A 17696-nucleotide genomic window follows, 5' to 3' on the forward strand; every position below is an offset into this window, starting at 1 on the left:
CGCCAGTAGTTTCTTCTGTTGCCCTGTATTGGCCTTCAGGGTGGAAGATTGCCCGGCATTTTTTTACCTGAATTGTCTGTTTTTGTAAGAATCTGGCGCATTTAGGAAATTCCGCAGGAACAATTTATCTCCGTTTTATTGCAGCTTTGACTTCGAAAACAAGATGTTATGAGTTTGATTTAACAGGGATTTCGCATGTTCTGAAATATCAAAAAAACGTTACGTTTCATTTACTTGATACGGTATCGCTTATATACTTCTCGCCAACTTTGCATCCGCAACTGCAACAAGACGGAATACATGTATCAACCTGTCGCGTTATTTATAGGCCTGCGCTACATGCGTGGGCGAGCATCTGACCGTTTCGGTCGTTTCGTCTCATGGCTGTCGACTATCGGCATTACGCTTGGCGTAATGGCGCTGGTGACGGTGCTTTCAGTGATGAACGGCTTCGAACGTGAGCTGCAAAACAACATTCTTGGGCTAATGCCACAAGCGATCATCACTTCGCCTGGCGGCTCGATTAACCCCGAAACACTGCCTGCTAAAGATCTCAAACTCGAAGGTGTCACGCGTATTGCGCCCGTGACAACGGGCGATGTGGTGCTGCAAAGCGCGCGCAGTGTCGCGGTCGGCGTGATGTTGGGCGTGAAGCCGGAAGAAAAAGATCCCCTTTCGCCGTTCCTGGTGAACGTGAAACAAACTGACCTGGTCGCCGGGAAATACAACATTATTCTCGGTGAACAACTTGCCGGGCAACTGGGTATTAAACGTGGTGACAGCATCCGTGTGATGGTGCCGTCTGCCAGCCAGTTCACGCCGATGGGCCGTTTGCCAAGCCAGCGTCTGTTTACGGTCATTGGTACATTTGCGGCTAACAGTGAAGTCGACGGCTACCAGATGTTGGTGAACCAGCAAGATGCCTCGCGTCTGATGCGCTATCCGGCAGGCAATATCACCGGCTGGCGTTTGTGGCTGGCTGAACCGCTGAAAGTAGACGTTTTAAGCCAACAAACGTTGCCGCCAGGCACCGAATGGAAGGACTGGCGCGAACGTAAAGGCGAGTTGTTCCAGGCCGTGCGCATGGAGAAAAACATGATGGGCCTGCTGTTGAGCCTGATTGTGGCCGTCGCTGCTTTTAATATCATCACTTCTCTTGGCCTGCTGGTTATGGAAAAGCAGGGCGAAGTCGCCATTCTTCAAACCCAGGGATTAACACGTCGCCAAATCATGGCGGTGTTTATGGTGCAAGGGGCGAGCGCAGGTGTGATTGGCGCTCTGTTGGGCGCATTATTAGGCGCTTTGCTTGCCAGCCAACTGAACAATTTGATGCCGATTATTGGCGCGTTGCTGGATGGCGCCGCGCTGCCTGTCGCTATTGACCCTGTACAAGTTATTGTGATTGCGATTATTGCTATGGCTGTCGCACTGTTATCCACGCTTTACCCGTCGTGGCGTGCTGCCGCGACACTTCCCGCTGAGGCTTTACGTTATGAGTAATTCTGTCCTGTTGCAGTGTGACAAGCTGTGCAAACGCTATCAGGAAGGCAAAGTGCAAACGGACGTACTGCATGATGTCAGCTTCAGCATTAATACCGGTGAGTTAATGGCGATTGTCGGCAGCTCCGGCTCCGGCAAAAGTACTTTGCTGCATCTGCTGGGCGGGCTGGATACGCCAACCTCTGGCGATGTGATTTTCAACGGTAAGGCGATGAGTTCTATGTCGTCTGCCGCTAAAGCCGAACTGCGTAACCGCGAACTGGGCTTTATCTACCAGTTCCACCATTTGCTACCTGATTTCACCGCGATGGAAAACGTCGCCATGCCGCTGTTAATTGGCAAAAACAATACTGATGACACCAGGCAACGCGCGCTGGAAATGCTTAAAGCGGTAGGGCTTGATCACCGTAGTAATCACCGTCCGTCTGAGCTTTCGGGCGGCGAGCGTCAGCGTGTGGCGATTGCCCGTGCGCTGGTGAATAACCCGCGCCTGGTGCTGGCAGATGAGCCAACCGGTAATCTTGATGCGCGTAACGCTGACAGCATCTTCGAGTTATTGGGCGAGCTGAATGTGCGTCAGGGAACCGCGTTTTTAGTGGTCACTCACGACCTGAAACTGGCTAAGCGCATGTCTCGCCAGTTAGAAATGCAAGATGGTCGCCTGAGTCATGAGCTGACTTTGATGGGAGCCGATTAATGGCGTCGCCTCTGTCACTGCTGATTGGTTTACGTTTTAGCCGCGGGCGTCGCCGTAGCGGCATGGTGTCACTGATATCGGTTATTTCAACGTTAGGCATCGCGCTGGGTGTTGCGGTGTTGATTGTCGGCCTGAGTGCGATGAACGGCTTCGAGCGCGAGCTGAATAACCGTATTCTGGCGGTGGTTCCGCACGGTGAAATCGAGCCGGTGAATCAGCCTTTCCACGACTGGAGCGGTGTTTTACAACGCGTTGAGAAGGTAAAGGGTATTGCCGCCGCAGCGCCGTACATCAACTTTACCGGGCTGGTGGAAAGCGGACCTAATCTGCGTGCCATTCAGGTGAAGGGTGTTGATCCTGCTCAGGAAGTTCGCCTGAGCGCGTTACCGCAATATGTGCAAAACAATGCGTGGCAGAACTTTAAAGCCGGGCAGCAACAAATCATTATCGGTAAAGGCGTTGCCGACGCCCTGAAAGTGAAGCAGGGCGACTGGATCTCCATCATGATCCCGAACAGCGATGGCGGCACTAAACTCTTGCAGCCGAAGCGCGTTCGCCTACAGGTTGAAGGTATTCTGGCCTTAAGCGGGCAGCTCGATCATAGCTTTGCAATGGTGCCAATGGCGGACGCCCAGAGTTATTTAGACATGGGCGACAGTGTCACGGGTATCGCCATTAAAGTTCACGATGTCTTTAATGCTAACCAGCTGGTGCGCGATGCGGGTGAAGTCACTAACGCATACGTTTATATCAAAAGCTGGATTGGCACTTACGGCTATATGTACCGCGACATTCAAATGATTCGCGCCATCATGTATCTGGCGATGGTGCTGGTGATTGGCGTGGCCTGTTTTAACATTGTCTCCACGCTGGTGATGGCGGTGAAAGACAAGAGCAGCGACATTGCGGTGTTGCGTACGCTTGGGGCCAAAGACGGTTTGATTCGCGCAATTTTCGTCTGGTACGGTTTGCTGGCGGGGCTATTTGGCAGCGTGAGTGGCGTGATTGTCGGCGTGCTGGCTTCATGGCAATTGACCAACATCATTCGTGTGATTGAAAAGCTCATCGGCCACCAGTTCCTGTCCGGCGACATCTACTTTATTGATTTCCTGCCATCAGAACTTCATTGGCTGGACGTATTTTATGTCTTGATCACAGCGTTGTTACTGAGTTTACTCGCCAGTTGGTATCCGGCTCGCCGAGCCAGTAATATCGATCCGGCGCGAGTATTAAGCGGACAATAAACTCTAAAAATTTAGGGGAGCAGCAAAGCAATGTATTACGGATTTGACATTGGCGGCAGCAAGATGGCTCTTGGGGTTTACGATAGTGAACGTCGTCTGCAATGGGAGAAACGCCTTCCCACCCCGCATGACAGTTATGAGAACTTTTTAACCACCATCGCTTCCATGGTTGAAGAAGCGGATACCCGTTTCGGTCTTAAAGGCTCGGTGGGCATTGGTATTCCTGGTATGCCGGTCACGGACGATGGCACGTTGTATGCGGCGAATGTTCCCGCAGCCAGCGGCAAGCCGGTGCAGGCCGACCTGAGCGCGATGCTTGGGCGTGAAGTGCGTATGGATAACGACGCTAACTGTTTCGCGCTCTCTGAAGCCTGGGATGATGAGTTCCGCGAATACCCTTTGGTGATGGGGCTGATTCTCGGCACTGGCGTCGGTGGCGGAATTATCGTTAACGGTAAATCGATCACCGGGCGTAACTACATTACTGGCGAATTTGGCCATACACGTTTGCCTGTAGACGCGCTGAATGTGCTGGGCCGTGACATCCCCCTGACACGCTGTGGTTGCGGCCAGCATGGCTGTATCGAAAACTATCTTTCAGGCCGTGGATTTGCATGGGTTTACCAACACTTCTACGCTGAACCACTGGATTCCAAAGAAATCGTTGCTCGTTATCGTGCGGGTGATGATAAAGCGATTGCCCACGTTGACCGTTTTGTTGAGCTATTGGCCTGTTGCCTCGGCAGCTTGCTGACTGCCATTGACGCGCATCTGGTGGTCATTGGTGGTGGGTTGTCTAACTTTACTGAGATGTACCAGCAACTGCCTGAGCGTTTGCCTAAGTATTTATTACCTGTGGCAAAAGTCCCTCGCATTGAACCTGCACGGCATGGCGATGCTGGCGGTATGCGTGGTGCGGCTTTCCTCCATCTCACGGAGTAAATTATGCTATCGCGTCGTCAACATCGGCTAAGCCGGTTTCGCAAAACCAAACGATTGCTCCGCCAGCGCTTGCGTCAGCGTGCTTTTTTCAGAGACAGTCCTGGACCCGAAGCGATGGAAAAACCTCGAGTTGTGGTGCTGACCGGTGCGGGGATTTCCGCCGAGTCAGGAATCCGTACTTTTCGTGCAACAGATGGCTTGTGGGAAGAGCATCGCGTTGAAGATGTGGCGACGCCAGAGGGTTTTGCTCGTGACCCTGAACTGGTGCAGGCATTTTATAATGCGCGCCGTCGACAACTCCAGCAGGCAGAAATTAAGCCTAACGCCGCTCATCTGGCGCTGGCTCGCCTTGAAGAAGAATTGGGTGATCACTTTCTGTTGGTGACGCAAAATATTGATAATCTGCATGAACGTGCCGGGAATAAAAATATTATCCATATGCATGGCGAGCTGCTAAAAGTTCGCTGTGCGCAGAGTGGACAAGTGATTGAGTGGAAAGGGGATGTCACCCCACAAGATCGCTGCCATTGTTGCCAGCTTTCCTCACCCTTGCGCCCGCATGTGGTGTGGTTTGGCGAAATGCCGCTGGGTATGGATGAGATTTACCAGGCGCTGGCAACAGCCGATTACTTTATTGCCATCGGCACATCAGGCCACGTTTACCCGGCTGCCGGGTTCGTGCACGAAGCCCGTTTACAAGGCGCACATACCGTTGAGCTAAATCTTGAACCAAGCCAGGTTGGTAGTGAGTTCGAGGAAAAGTTCTACGGTTTAGCCAGCGAAGTGGTGCCGGAGTATGTGGAACGGTTGTTGAAAGGTCTTTAAAAACAGTGGGTGAGGAATAGTCTCACCCATTCTTGAATCTTCAAATTCTCAGTTTGATTCTTTGAACAGCTTATTTTCCCGCGCAAACACTAACTAACACACTCAATTTAAAAAGGAGGTTTTTCACTCTCGCTGTTCATTTTCAAACCTTTCTTTACCCCTGCATATGTGACTCTGTTCACAGTTAATTCATTCAGTTCAGATTACCTTCAACCTCCTTAATCATTGATTTAATTATATTTATCAAGCTTATAGTTCAGTTTTAACTATAAGCTCTGGTCAATAACTCCACGGACAGGAAAGGACTTCCCTCATGGCCTCAGACGGCACCCGCTTTACCTTCACCGCGGGGCGCGCTCCGGCGGACACCTTTGCGGTGGTGGGCTTTAAATTAAAGCAGTCTCTCTCTTCGCTATTCACTCTGGATATCACCGTGGCCTGCAATGACCCGGCGATTGGCTTTCAAAAAATCCTCGATGAATACGGGGTTCTCACCATCTGGCAGGGCGAGGTGATTAAGCGCCGGGTGCGCGGCCTGGTGACCTTCTGCGAACAGGGTGACAGTGGCAAGCACCAGACGCTCTACCGCATGACGGTGCGTCCGGAGTTCTGGCGCAGCTCCCAGCGGCAGAACTGCCGCAGTTTTCAGAACTACGACATCGAGTACATCTTTGCAAAGCTGCTGAAAGAAATGCGTATCCGCACGCATGACGCGCTGTTCCGTCGTCCGCATCCGGCGCGGGAATTCTGCGTGCAGTTTATGGAGTCGGATTACGATTTTATCGCCCGCCTCGCCGCCGAAGAGGGGATTTTTTTCTTCGAGGATGAATATCTCGACGACCGTGACCAGAAGCTGACCTTCACCGATGACCGCTGCAAGCTGCGCGGCCTCGGGGCGTTTCCGTATAACCCCAATGCCGCCTCTGAATCGTCCACCTACTGCATCAACACCTTTTGCCGCAGCGCGCAAATCCGCCCGGCGAAAGTCACTACCCAGGATTACACCTTCACTGCCCCCGGCTGGCAGGCGCAGTACCAGGAAGAAGGCGCAGACCTGTCATATCAGCGCCCGGACTATGAAATTTTTGACTATCCGGGGCGTTTTAAGGATGAACAGCACGGTGCGGACTTTGCGAAATATCAGATGGACGGCTGGCGTAATAACGTCGATTTTGCCCGCGGCACCAGTAATTGCCCCGCAGCTCCAGCCGGGGCGCTGGTTCACCCTCACCGACCATCCGCGAGAGGATTTAAACAGCCCGTGGCAGGTGGTGTCGAGCGAGATGACCGGCAGCCAGCCGCAGGCGCAAATCGGCAGCGCCGGCCAGGGCACCACGCTCACCAACAGTTTTCATGTTATCCCGGCCACGCAAACCTGGCGCCCGGCGCCGCTACCGAAACCGCTGGTGGACGGCCCGCAAATCGGCATTGTCACCGGTCCGGCCGGGGAAGAAATATACTGCGACGAACACGGACGTGTGACGGTGAAATTTGCCTGGGACCGCTACAACAAAACCAACGAAGAAAGCTCGTGCTGGGTGCGCGTCTCCCAGGCGTGGGCAGGCACCGGATTCGGCAACATCGCCATTCCGCGCGTCGGCCAGGAAGTGATTGTCGATTTCCTCAACGGCGACCCGGACCAGCCCATCATTACCGGGCGCACCTATCACGCCGCTAACCGCTCCCCGGGCGACCTGCCGGGAACCAAAACCCAGATGGCGATACGTTCGCAGACGTATAAGGGTAATGGATACAACGAACTGATGTTTGAGGACCAGACCGGACAGGAACTGCTGTCGATGCATGCCCAGAAGGACATGAAGACGATGGTTTTGAACAACCGCGACACCAATGTGAAAGTCGACCACAGCGAAACCATCGGCCATAACCAGCAGGTCACGGTCGGGCTGGGGCAGACGGTAAAAGTCGGCAAGGAGAGCGCCGCCGGGCACGACCAGACAATCACCGTAGCGCATGACCGCAGCATCACCGTACGCAATGACCAGACGCTGAAAGTCACCCGTGACCGGACGGTAAACAGCGGCCGTGATGACAACCTGTACGTCGAGCGCGACCGTAAAGTCACGGTGAAAGGCAATCAGGAATACAACACCACAAAAGACCATATCAGCCTGGTGAAGGGCAGTCACAGCCTGGAAGTGAAAGGCGACCAGGCGCAGAAAGTGGCGGGGGCGCTGGGTGTGGATGCACAGGGCGATATCGTGCTGCAGAGCGGGAGCAAAATCACGCTGCAAGTGGGGAGTTCGTTTGTGGTCATCCATCCCGGCGGTATCGACATTACCGGGCTGAAAATCAATCTTAACGGTGGGGGAAGTCCGGGGACAGCGGTGAAAACCCTGGAGGCGGCGGTACTGAGCCGTCTGGGCGATGGGGATGATTCAGGATCTGAGCCGCCGGAAGATGAGGATGGGAGTGGTGGCGATGGTTCAGGGGAGCAGGATGAGCCGAAAGATGAGGATGAATCAAGGGAATATAATATGAAATTTCATTTTACAGATGATGATGGAGTGCCATATGCAAGTACTCGTTATATTGCTCAATTTGAGGATGGAACGCAGTTTCAAGGTATTACTGACAAAGATGGATATACAGAAAATTATATTACTGATGTCAGAAAGAAAATAACCATTGAGTTATTAATGGCAGAAGGTGATGATTTTAACCCTAGAGAGCATTATGGACGATAAAAAAACTACAAGTGCATATACAAGTAATATTCCAGTCGAGTGTGTAACACATCAGGAGATTACAGATAAATTTAAAATAATGATTCGTAAAGCACTTAAAGCAACAAAAATGGTTTTGTTAGAGAGATGTGATGATCTTTTACATTGGAGTAAGGAGGATAAGAATGAATTCCGTACAATATTTGGATTTGATGGAGATAACTATGTAAATGTCAAGAAGTATGGAGAGAATACAGGAAGACAGATAAAAGCAAGGTTTTTAATGGCTGATGGCATTAGGCGTCTAATGGTAATAACAAATGAGCTCAATCTGGATAGTTTTAAGAATTATACTAAATGTGAGCGTTTTGCTGCTTTTGTTAGTCCGGATCTTAATCCCCCCTACATTATCAACATAGGTGCACACTTTGAATCAAGAAAAGGGAGTAAAATTCTTGTTACAGGTAACGATTCTCATGTAAGTACAATTTGTCATGAAATATCACATATTATTAAATATTGGAAGGATAATTCTAAAGGAGGAATGTGGACTCAAGATTATACGGCTGCTAATAAATTTTCAACAAGTGATAAAGATGAGGTTAGTTATGAGAAGCATGTATTAGTAGCGCAACAACTAGTAGATGCTAAGGAGGAACAGTTATTTGAAAATGCTTATAATATTGAAAGATACTTCTACATAAAATTAAATGATAATGATATAGATGCAAAGGATGAAGACTTATTGAATAGTGATATGGTTTCAAGAATAGGATTGCTGGAGGAATATGTGGGGTCAATATTGTAGAAAGTAAAAATCTGGTAAGTTGAATTTCATTCCTATGTTGGGGTTTTTAAATGGTTATTTTAGTTCGCGTAGTAATCTACATTATTTTTTTCTCATTGTCGTATCAGTCCTTCGCTAGTGAAAGTATTTATGCCAAAAGTTACAGGTTTGGTTCTGAACGAAGAAGTGGCGATGGAAAACCGTTCATCTACCCCTCCTCTAATTTACCTGAGTATGATGTGTCGGCTAAAAATCTTGAGCAGGATATAAATGTAAAATTATTTGTTAAACAACTATCTGATAGTGTTTTGGCTACACTTGTTTTTCACAACAATAGCGTTCAATCATATTTTATTCCGAAATTATATTACCCAATGCAGTTGGAGGACGGGAAAGGAAGGACGCGTGATGCTTTATGTGGTGAAAAATTCATCGTGACAAGTAAGAATATCAGACTGGATTATTTAAGTGGATCTTGCCCATTTGATTTTAGCCCGAAAATTTCTGACTGGATAGAAATCCAGCCGACACAAAGTATCTCTATAGAGATTAACCTAAGTGATATGTATGCATTTTTGCCAAATGATAATAGTTACGCTATAAAAACTTTTGATTATAAAATAGTTAACAGGAATTGGTTCGTATTACAAAATATTAACGAGATTTTTTTATCATTAACAGAAAAAAAAGTGGAGTGTATGTTTGATATAGAGTCAAACAGTGATGGTATGTGCGAGAGGAATTATTCTGAAGGTGAAATGTATTCATTTTTAATAAATTCAATAAGTGTTGACAATAATGATTCAGCTTATGTTAGCTCTGGTGAAGTCAGGGTTCATATAGATGGACACACTGTACGCTCACCTTATTGATGAGATAAACTGCAGGATGATCATGGAAATGAACTCGTTCATAAAATTAAAATTGAACGGTCAATATTGGGTAAATAAAACGCTTTCGAAGAACCATCTTCACTCTAAAACCAGCTCACGGCTGGGATTAGAGTGAAGGGATAGATCAAGGCAGAACTCAGCGTCCCGCTTTCAATTTCTGATAGTAATTCTCATAAATTGTGCTGGCGTCGCCAACATCGTTTTGCCACTCACCATTTTTCAGCACCGTTTCATCTGGATAAAGCGTCTTATCGCCGGAGACTTCTTTTGGCAGCAATTTGCGTGCTTCAAGGTTTGGCGTCGGGTAGCCTATGGTTTCAGCCACCTGCTTTGCCACATCCGGGCGCAACAGGAAGTTAATCAGTTTCAGCGCGCCATCAACGTTTTTGGCATTTGCCGGAATAGACAAGTTATCCATCCAGAAAATCCCGCCTTCTTTCGGCCAGACAATATCCAGCGGAGTGCCAGCCTGGCGGGCAACATACGCCGAGCCATTCCACACCATACCGAGATTCACTTCGCCTTCCATATACGGGTTGGCTGGGTTATCCGAGTTGAATGCCGCGACGTTTGGCATCAGCTTTTGAAGTTCGTGATAAGCCGCTTCAATCTCTTTCGGATCAGTAGTGTTACCGGAATAACCGAGCTTACGCAGCGCGATCTGGAATACTTCGCGCGCATCATCGGTCAGCAACAGGCTTTGTTTATATTCTGGTTTCCACAAATCGGCCCAACTGGTCACCGTTTTTGGGTCGATAGCATCACTGTTTACGCCAATGGCTGTCGCACCCCAGATGTAGGGAATGGAGTAGTCGTTATTCGGGTCAAAGGGCTTATTAAGCATTTCAGGATCGAGGTTTTTGAAATTGCTCAGTTTGCTTTTATCGATCTTCTGGATCATGCCTTCTTTGCGCATTTTCGCCACAAAGTAAGTTGATGGCACCACTAAATCATAGGCACCGTCTTTATACGTTTTGAGCTTGGCATACATGGTTTCATTCGATTCGTAAGTCGAATAAATCACTTTGATGCCGGTTTCTTTGGTGAACTGTTCAAGCAGGCCTGGCGGCACATACTCGGTCCAGTTATAGAAGTAGAGCGTTTTGCTGTCGTCGGCATGTGCAGCGCCCATACCGAGCGTCAGAACGCCAGCAGCGAGCAAGTGGCGTGGCCATTTAGTCATTTTAATGTCCCCTGGTTTTATCACGAAGAATAAGCTGACTGGCAATGACCAGGACCAGCGAGAGTACTAACAAAATGGTGGCAAGTGCGTTCACCTCTGGTGAAACACCCACCTTCACCATTGAGTAAATCTTCAACGGCAAAATTTCATAACTTGGGCCGGTCACAAAAGATGAAACCACCACGTCGTCCATCGAGAGCGTAAAACTGAGTAACCAGCCAGCGGCGACGGCTGGCATCGCAAGTGGCAGCAGGATCTTGCGCAGAATAGTTAATTCGCTGGCACCCAGATCTTTCGCCGCTTCTAACATGCGCACATCAAACCCTTTCAGCCGAGAATAGACGGTAACGACCACAAACGGCAGACAGAAGGTGATGTGTGAGAATAACAACGACCAGAATCCGAGCGACACCCCGAGCAGCATAAACAGCACCAGCAGTGAAATCGCCATCACGATATCGGGCGACATCATCACCACAAACAGCATGCCGCTGACGAATGGCTTGCCACGAAAACGGTAGCGATAGAGTGCCACAGCGGTCAGCGAACCAATCAGCGTTGCTGCGGTGGCAGAAAACACCGCCATGGTCAGCGAATGTTGCGCGGCCTGTAGCAGGCTGTCGTTATTCATCAGCAAGCTATACCACTTTCCGGTAAAGCCCTGCCAGTTAATGCCGAAACGCGAACTGTTAAACGAGTTAACGATCAAAATGATGATGGGAATATACAGATACGCGTAGATAGCGGTCATAAAGCCGCCACGAAGCAGGCGACCTATCATTCTAATTCCACCTTTTTATTCAATAAGCTGGCGACACGCCAGTAAATCAGCAGCATCAGGCCCATCACTAACGTAAGTGTAATGCTGGTTGCCGCCCCAAACGGCCAGTCGCGGATGTTCAGGAACTGGCTCTTAATCACGTTGCCAATTAACAAGTTTTTCGCCCCGCCCATTAAGTCGGAGACGTAAAACAGCCCCATCGCAGGCAGCATCACTAATAAGCAGCCAGCAATAATGCCTGGCATGGTGAGCGGAATAATAATGCGGATAAAGGTCTGAAGTTTACTGGCCCCTAAATCCCGCGCAGCCTCCAGCAGCGGCTTATCAAGCTTTTCAATGCTCGAGTACAGCGGCATTACCATAAATGGCAGCAGGATATACACGAGGCCAAGAATGACGGCGCTTTCGGTATACATAATACGAATCGGTGTATCAATCACCCCCAACCACAACAAAAACGCATTCATATACCCTTTGGTGCTGAGAAAGATTTTCAGTCCATAAATGCGAATTAACGAGTTGGTCCAGAAGGGGACAATCAGTAAAAACAGCAGCAGCGGGCGCACCCGTTCGGGTAAACGCGCGAGGAACCACGCAAACGGATAGCCCAATACCAGGCAGGCGAGGGTGGCAATCACCGCCATATTTAGCGAGTGCAGCAAAACCTGCGCGTACAAAGGGTCTGCAAGCCGGGTGTAGTTATCCAGCGTGAAAACCATGCTGACGAAATTAGCGTCATCACGCGTCAGGAAACTGGTTCCGATGATCATCAGATTGGGCAGGAACACGAACAGTATCAGCCAACCGACAATAGTGGCGATCACAAGGTTCTGGAATTTACGCGAGCTCTTCATCTGCCAGCACGACCTCCCAACTTTCAACCCAGTTAATCGACATTTTCTGGTCGAGCGTGTGGTCAAAATCAGGGTCATCTTCATTAAAGAATTCGCTGACCATCACCATTTTGCCGTTTTCCAGCTCGACATTAGATTCCAGCGTCATGCCTTTGTAGTTACGCTCCCGCACATAACCGATTAAACCCTCGGCCACATGAGTATCGTTGATTTCTTCAACGCGTAAATCTTCCGGGCGCAGCAGCACTTTCAGATGCTGACCTGTCGTAACCGGCATACTCGCGTAAATATGGCACTCGCGGCCTTCGACGCTCGCCAGCACGCGCTGTTCATCAACACGTTCGATAACGATCGCATCAAAGATATTGATTTCACCGATAAAGCTCGCCACAAACAGGTTTTTAGGTTCTTCGTAAATTTCGCGCGGCGTGCCGTCTTGCTCAATTCGTCCATCTCGCATCACCACAATCCTGTCGGACATGGTCAACGCTTCTTCCTGGTCGTGAGTGACGAATACAAAGGTAATGCCGAGTTTGCGCTGGAGGGCTTTAAGTTCGTTCTGCATCTGCTTGCGCAATTTGTAGTCAAGCGCAGAAAGCGACTCATCAAGCAGTAATAATCGCGGTTTATTGACCACCGCCCGCGCAATTGCCACACGCTGCTGCTGGCCGCCAGAAAGCTGATGCGGTTTCCGTTGGGCAAATTCCTCTAACTGCACCATTTTTAACGCTTCAGTTACGCGAGGCGTGATCTGCGCGGCAGGTGTTTTCTGCATTCTTAAACCGAACGCGACGTTTTCAAAAACGGACATATGAGGAAACAGAGCATAGCTCTGGAAGACGGTATTGACGTGGCGATGCTCCGCGGGATGCTGCGTAATATCCTGGCTATCAAGAATAATATTGCCAGAATCCACACTTTCCAGTCCGGCGATTAAGCGCAGTACGGTGGTTTTCCCACAGCCGGAAGGACCCAGGAGTGTGAGGAATTCACCATGATTGATGGTGAGAGATAAATCAGAAATTACGGTTTTGCCATCAAAGCTCTTACCTACTCCCGCCAGTTCTACCAGCGGTGAAAGCGAACGTTGCTGTTTATTCAATTTTTTACGCTGTCCCATATAAAACGCATCAAATTGCGGGCTGATGCGGGGTTTGTGAGTAACCACCTTGCGGTTTTGCACGTTAAGTAAGGGCAGGCATTCTACGGCAAAGCATTGAAATCGCCAATCCTTGATACCTTAGTGTGGCCTGGATTTGAATACCAATGGGCAACAGTTCCCCATTTCACGACTATTTTTAACTCTGGCAGGCTAAAAGTGACCTAACGCAATATTTGCATTTGTGGCTTACTGATAATGAAGTCACAAAAATTGAGGGTAGCGACATGGATAAATTACTTGAGCGTTTCTTACATTATGTCTCTTTAGATACACAGTCCAAGCCGGGCGTAAAACAAGTTCCGAGCACAGAAGGGCAGTGGAAGTTGTTGCGGTTGCTGAGAGAGCAAATGGAAGAGATGGGTTTGGTGAATGTGACGCTTGGCGATCATGGTACCGTGATGGGCACACTTCCTTCCAACGTCGATAAAAAAGTCCCGGCCATTGGTTTCATTTCCCACGTCGATACCGCACCTGATTTCACAGGTAAAAATGTGAATCCGCAGATTGTCGAAAACTATCGCGGTGGTGATATTGCGTTGGGTATCGGCGATGAGGTGCTCTCTCCGGTGATGTTCCCTGTTTTGCATCAGTTGCTTGGGCAAACCCTGATTACCACCGATGGTAAAACGCTGCTCGGCGCGGATGATAAAGCCGGTATCGCCGAAATTATGACGGCGATGACTGTGCTCAAAGAGAAAAACATCCCCCACGGCGATATCCGCGTTGCTTTCACTCCTGACGAAGAAGTCGGTAAAGGCGCAAAACATTTTGATGTTGAAGCATTTGATGCACGCTGGGCCTACACTGTTGATGGCGGCGGCGTCGGCGAACTGGAGTGCGAGAACTTCAATGCGGCGTCTGTGACCATTAAAATTGTCGGCAACAATGTTCACCCGGGGTCTGCAAAAGGGGTGATGGTTAATGCGCTGTCACTCGCTGCACGTATTCATGCCGAAGTGCCGGCCAACGAAAGCCCGGAATGCACTGAAGGCTACAAAGGTTTTTATCATTTGCACGGAATTAAAGGCTCGGTCGATAAAGCGGAGATGCACTACATCATTCGTGATTTTGACCGCGAACAGTTTGAAGCACGCAAGCGCAAAATGATGGATATCGCCAAAAAAGTGGGCAAAGGCCTGCACCCGGATTGCTATATCGAGCTGATTATCGACGATAGCTATTACAACATGCGCGAGAAAGTGGCCGAGCATCCATACATTGTGGAAGTGGCGCAGCAGGCGATGCGCGACTGCGACATCGAGCCCATCATGAAACCGATTCGCGGCGGTACCGATGGCGCGCAACTGTCATTTAAAGGTTTGCCTTGCCCGAACCTGTTCACCGGCGGCTATAACTACCACGGCAAACACGAGTTTGTGACGCTGGAAGGGATGGAGAAAGCAGTGGCGGTGATTGTCAGGATTGCTGAGTTGACGGCGAAGCAGGGTTAAAAATGCGGGTGGCAAATATGCCACCCGCAACGACTTTTTAATCTTCGAAATACCAGTAACCGCTGTTAACCAGTGCGGCCAGCATCGCGAGGAACGATGGGTCTTCCAGCGCATCACCAAACATTTCTGCTTTCAGTGTGATGTTGCTCGCCAGTGCCTCAAGAGCCGGGCGATGCGGGCTGTCAATTTTCTCGCCGTTAACGTAAATCTCATCGGCAATACGCAGCACGCGTAAGCCACCCAGGCGAGTAATGGCATCACCTTGTTTCAGGGCGTCGTAAATCTCATCAGGCTGATAGGGCGGTTCTGGCGGAGCGACGTCAAGTTCGTGGCGTGATTGGGAAACAAACTCACCGAACCAGGTTTTGAAGTGCTCAGGCTGCTTGATAAGATCCAGCATCATTTCGCGTAATGTATCCATTTCCTGCGGCAGAACATCAGCCGGGTGCTGGCGCACAGGCACATCAGGGTCGGTATAACGCTGGCTGCCCAGTTCACGTTGCAGCACATAATCGGCAAAACCACTGATCAGCTCGCGGCCACTTGGGGCGCGGAAACCGACAGAGTAGTTCATCGAGTTTTCTAGCGAGTAGCCTTCATGCGGGAAACCAGGCGGGATATAGAGAATATCACCCGGCTCCATTTCTTCGTCGATGATGGCGTCGAACGGTTCAACTTGCAGCAAATCAGGATGCGGACAGTGCTGTTTCAGGGCGACTTTTTCCCCAACACGCCAGCGACGGCGGCCAACACCCTGAATGATAAACACGTCGTACTGGTCGTAATGCGGGCCAACGCCGCCGCCTGGTACCGAGAAAGAGATCATCAGATCGTCAATTCGCCAGTCCGGTAGTGCGCGGAAGGGGCGCATTAGGCGTGCGCTTTGTTCATGCCAGTGGTTAACGGCCTGAACCAGCAAAGACCAGTTGTTTTCGCCCAGGTGATCATAGCTCTGGAATGGACCGTGGCTGACTTGCCATCTGCCTTCGTTATGGCTGACCAGGCGGCTGTCCACCTCGTTTTCCATGGCAAGGCCTGCGAGTTCATCCGGGGAGATGGGGTCGATGAAGTTTTTGAAGCCGCGTTTTAGAACGACCGGGCGTTTTTGCCAGTAGTTCGCGATGAAATCGGGCCAGTTTAGGTCGAGTTGATAGTCCATATTATTATCCGGCAGGTGAAGGAGCCTGCGAGGATTATAACGGATGGTGCTGCCGGTTACGGGAGTATTTTCAATCTTCTTCTCGGTCTGGACGCTGGCGCGCAAAAATTACTTCCATACGCGTGCCACCCAGCTCGCAGCCCGAGGCCTTGATTTGACCATCGTACTGTTCGACGATTTCCCGAGCGACCGATAAGCCCACGCCCTGGCCTGGCCGCAGGGTGTCGGCGCGTTGTCCGCGGTCAAACACTAACGCGCGTTTACTCTCCGGGATCCCCGGCCCGTCGTCATCAACGAATAAATGCAGTGTGTCGTCCAACTGGCGGCCTGAAATCTCAACAAACTCAAGACAATATTTGCAGGCATTATCAAGCACGTTGCCCATCACTTCCATAAAGTCATTCTTCTCGCCGACAAAGGTAATTTCCGGGGAAATATCGAGAGTGATATTCACACCTTTGCGTTGATAAACCTTATTTAACGCGGAACAAAGGCTGTCGAGCAACGGGGCGACGGGATGAAGTTCACGACTAATCAATGCGTTGTCACCGCGCATGCTGGCGCGATGCAGATAGTAGCCAATTTGCTGAGAGATGCGGCTAATTTGCTCAAGCATCACCGGTTCTGCGTTCTCAATATCCAACTTGTTGGTGCGTAACGATCGCAGCGTGCTTTGCAATACGGCGAGTGGTGTTTTCAGGCTGTGTGTGAGATCGGTGAGGGTGGTGCGATATTTTTGGTAACGGTCACGCTCGGTGCGCAGCAGTCGGTTGAGGTTTTGTACGAGGCTGGTTAGCTCACGTGTCGTTTCCGGGTTTAGCGCGTCACGGTCATGTTTTTCCAGTTCGCGTACTTCGCGGGCCAGGGCTTCAATGGGGCGCAGGCTCCAGCGTGCAGCAAACCAAAGCAATGGTATGACTAACAATAAGTTGGCGATGAATACACAGGCAAACATGCTCAGTACCGTGTATTGGCGTTTTAATTCGAGCGGAATTGTGTCCACAACCACAATGGTTAGAGCAGGCATTTTCCCCATGGCAGGGTATTTATTGACCGCGACGGAGTGAGTGACATCATCACTGTAGTCATCGTCATAAAAATTTTTTAGCTCAGTCTGTAGTTTTTCATCGTTTGCCAGCAAGGCGTGGGTGGTATCGAAGTTTGCTTCAAGCTCGTGAAAACCGTTACTGGTGAGCCACTCTTTTTTAATTTGCTGCACGATAAGCGGCACATTGTGCTGGGTCCAGAGCAAGTGACCTTTATCGTCATAGATAAGTGCCATGGTCGGCGTTTTCAGATTCAGGTTGTCTGGCAGGACAACATCCACATGGCCATTTTCAATGCTGGCAAATGTATAAAAAAGATTGCTCTCACCGCGCAGTAAACGGAAAGAGGTTTTATCAACACTGATGCTGTAGCCCACTAATGCCACGAAGCCATAGGCCAGTGACAGCACCATGACTACCACGGCGGTCGCCAATAAAAAGCGAACGCGAAGTGATAACGGTAAAATACGGCCGAAGAATTTCAT

The 17696-nt window shown here is 49.8% G+C and carries 14 protein-coding genes and 1 pseudogene; 9 read left to right on the forward strand and 6 right to left on the reverse strand.

Annotated features, from left to right (window positions below; genetic code table 11):
• Positions 1-300: 300 nt before the first annotated feature.
• From lolC to AC0IWZ_RS07255, 8 genes and pseudogenes are all read left to right on the forward strand, one after another.
• Entirely contained in the window at positions 301-1500 is a 1200-nt protein-coding gene (gene lolC / locus AC0IWZ_RS07220; protein WP_410372727.1) for a lipoprotein-releasing ABC transporter permease subunit LolC, read from the forward strand.
• Positions 1493-2197: a lipoprotein-releasing ABC transporter ATP-binding protein LolD gene (gene lolD / locus AC0IWZ_RS07225; RefSeq protein ID WP_034494672.1), complete on the forward strand. Its 705-nt coding sequence runs from the start codon at positions 1493-1495 to the stop codon at positions 2195-2197. Before lolC ends, lolD begins: the two co-directional genes overlap by 8 nt.
• On the forward strand, positions 2197-3441 hold the full coding sequence (lolE, locus tag AC0IWZ_RS07230) for a lipoprotein-releasing ABC transporter permease subunit LolE (protein ID WP_034494674.1): 1245 nt from the start codon (positions 2197-2199) through the stop codon (positions 3439-3441). Before lolD ends, lolE begins: the two co-directional genes overlap by 1 nt.
• A gap of 30 nt (positions 3442-3471) precedes the next feature.
• Complete coding sequence (gene nagK / locus AC0IWZ_RS07235) at positions 3472-4383, forward strand: N-acetylglucosamine kinase (protein ID WP_471677745.1); 912 nt, start codon at positions 3472-3474, stop codon at positions 4381-4383.
• Between the two features lie 3 nt (positions 4384-4386).
• Positions 4387-5208, forward strand: a complete 822-nt coding sequence (gene cobB, locus AC0IWZ_RS07240) for a Sir2 family NAD+-dependent deacetylase (RefSeq protein ID WP_471677744.1) — start codon at positions 4387-4389, stop codon at positions 5206-5208.
• A 313-nt stretch (positions 5209-5521) separates the two neighbouring features.
• Positions 5522-7916 (forward strand): annotated as a pseudogene (gene tssI, locus AC0IWZ_RS07245) (type VI secretion system tip protein TssI/VgrG).
• Entirely contained in the window at positions 7906-8703 is a 798-nt protein-coding gene (locus AC0IWZ_RS07250; RefSeq protein ID WP_471677740.1) for a M35 family metalloendopeptidase, read from the forward strand. Before tssI ends, AC0IWZ_RS07250 begins: the two are co-directional and overlap by 11 nt.
• 50 nt (positions 8704-8753) lie before the next feature.
• On the forward strand, positions 8754-9554 hold the full coding sequence (locus AC0IWZ_RS07255) for a hypothetical protein (RefSeq protein ID WP_471677739.1): 801 nt from the start codon (positions 8754-8756) through the stop codon (positions 9552-9554).
• A 157-nt stretch (positions 9555-9711) separates the two neighbouring features.
• On the opposite strand, the gene potD is transcribed toward AC0IWZ_RS07255, so the two are convergent.
• Genes potD through potA form a run of 4 tightly spaced genes read right to left on the reverse strand, consistent with a single transcriptional unit; the run spans position 9712 to position 13513 of the window.
• Positions 9712-10758 carry a spermidine/putrescine ABC transporter substrate-binding protein PotD gene (gene potD, locus AC0IWZ_RS07260; protein ID WP_471677738.1) on the reverse strand — a complete coding sequence of 349 codons (1047 nt, stop codon included), beginning with the start codon at positions 10756-10758 and terminating at the stop codon, positions 9712-9714.
• Between the two features lies 1 nt (position 10759).
• The gene (potC, locus tag AC0IWZ_RS07265) at positions 10760-11539 is read right to left on the reverse strand and encodes a spermidine/putrescine ABC transporter permease PotC (protein WP_034494678.1); all 780 of its coding nucleotides are present in this window, start codon (positions 11537-11539) and stop codon (positions 10760-10762) included.
• Positions 11536-12393: a spermidine/putrescine ABC transporter permease PotB gene (gene potB / locus AC0IWZ_RS07270; protein ID WP_471677736.1), complete on the reverse strand. Its 858-nt coding sequence runs from the start codon at positions 12391-12393 to the stop codon at positions 11536-11538. The genes potC and potB overlap by 4 nt, the downstream gene beginning before the upstream one ends.
• Entirely contained in the window at positions 12377-13513 is a 1137-nt protein-coding gene (gene potA / locus AC0IWZ_RS07275) for a spermidine/putrescine ABC transporter ATP-binding protein PotA (protein WP_034494916.1), read from the reverse strand. Before potA ends, potB begins: the two co-directional genes overlap by 17 nt.
• A gap of 266 nt (positions 13514-13779) precedes the next feature.
• Between potA and pepT the strand changes: the two genes are divergently transcribed.
• Positions 13780-15006 carry a peptidase T gene (gene pepT, locus AC0IWZ_RS07280; RefSeq protein WP_471677735.1) on the forward strand — a complete coding sequence of 409 codons (1227 nt, stop codon included), beginning with the start codon at positions 13780-13782 and terminating at the stop codon, positions 15004-15006.
• Between the two features lie 37 nt (positions 15007-15043).
• On the opposite strand, the gene AC0IWZ_RS07285 is transcribed toward pepT, so the two are convergent.
• Both AC0IWZ_RS07285 and phoQ read right to left on the reverse strand, forming a co-directional pair.
• Entirely contained in the window at positions 15044-16165 is a 1122-nt protein-coding gene (locus AC0IWZ_RS07285) for a ribosomal protein uL16 3-hydroxylase (protein WP_471677733.1), read from the reverse strand.
• A gap of 70 nt (positions 16166-16235) precedes the next feature.
• The gene (gene phoQ, locus AC0IWZ_RS07290; RefSeq protein WP_471677732.1) at positions 16236-17696 is read right to left on the reverse strand and encodes a two-component system sensor histidine kinase PhoQ; all 1461 of its coding nucleotides are present in this window, start codon (positions 17694-17696) and stop codon (positions 16236-16238) included.

The sequence above is a fragment of the Buttiauxella sp. AC142 genome (genome assembly GCF_979253435.1).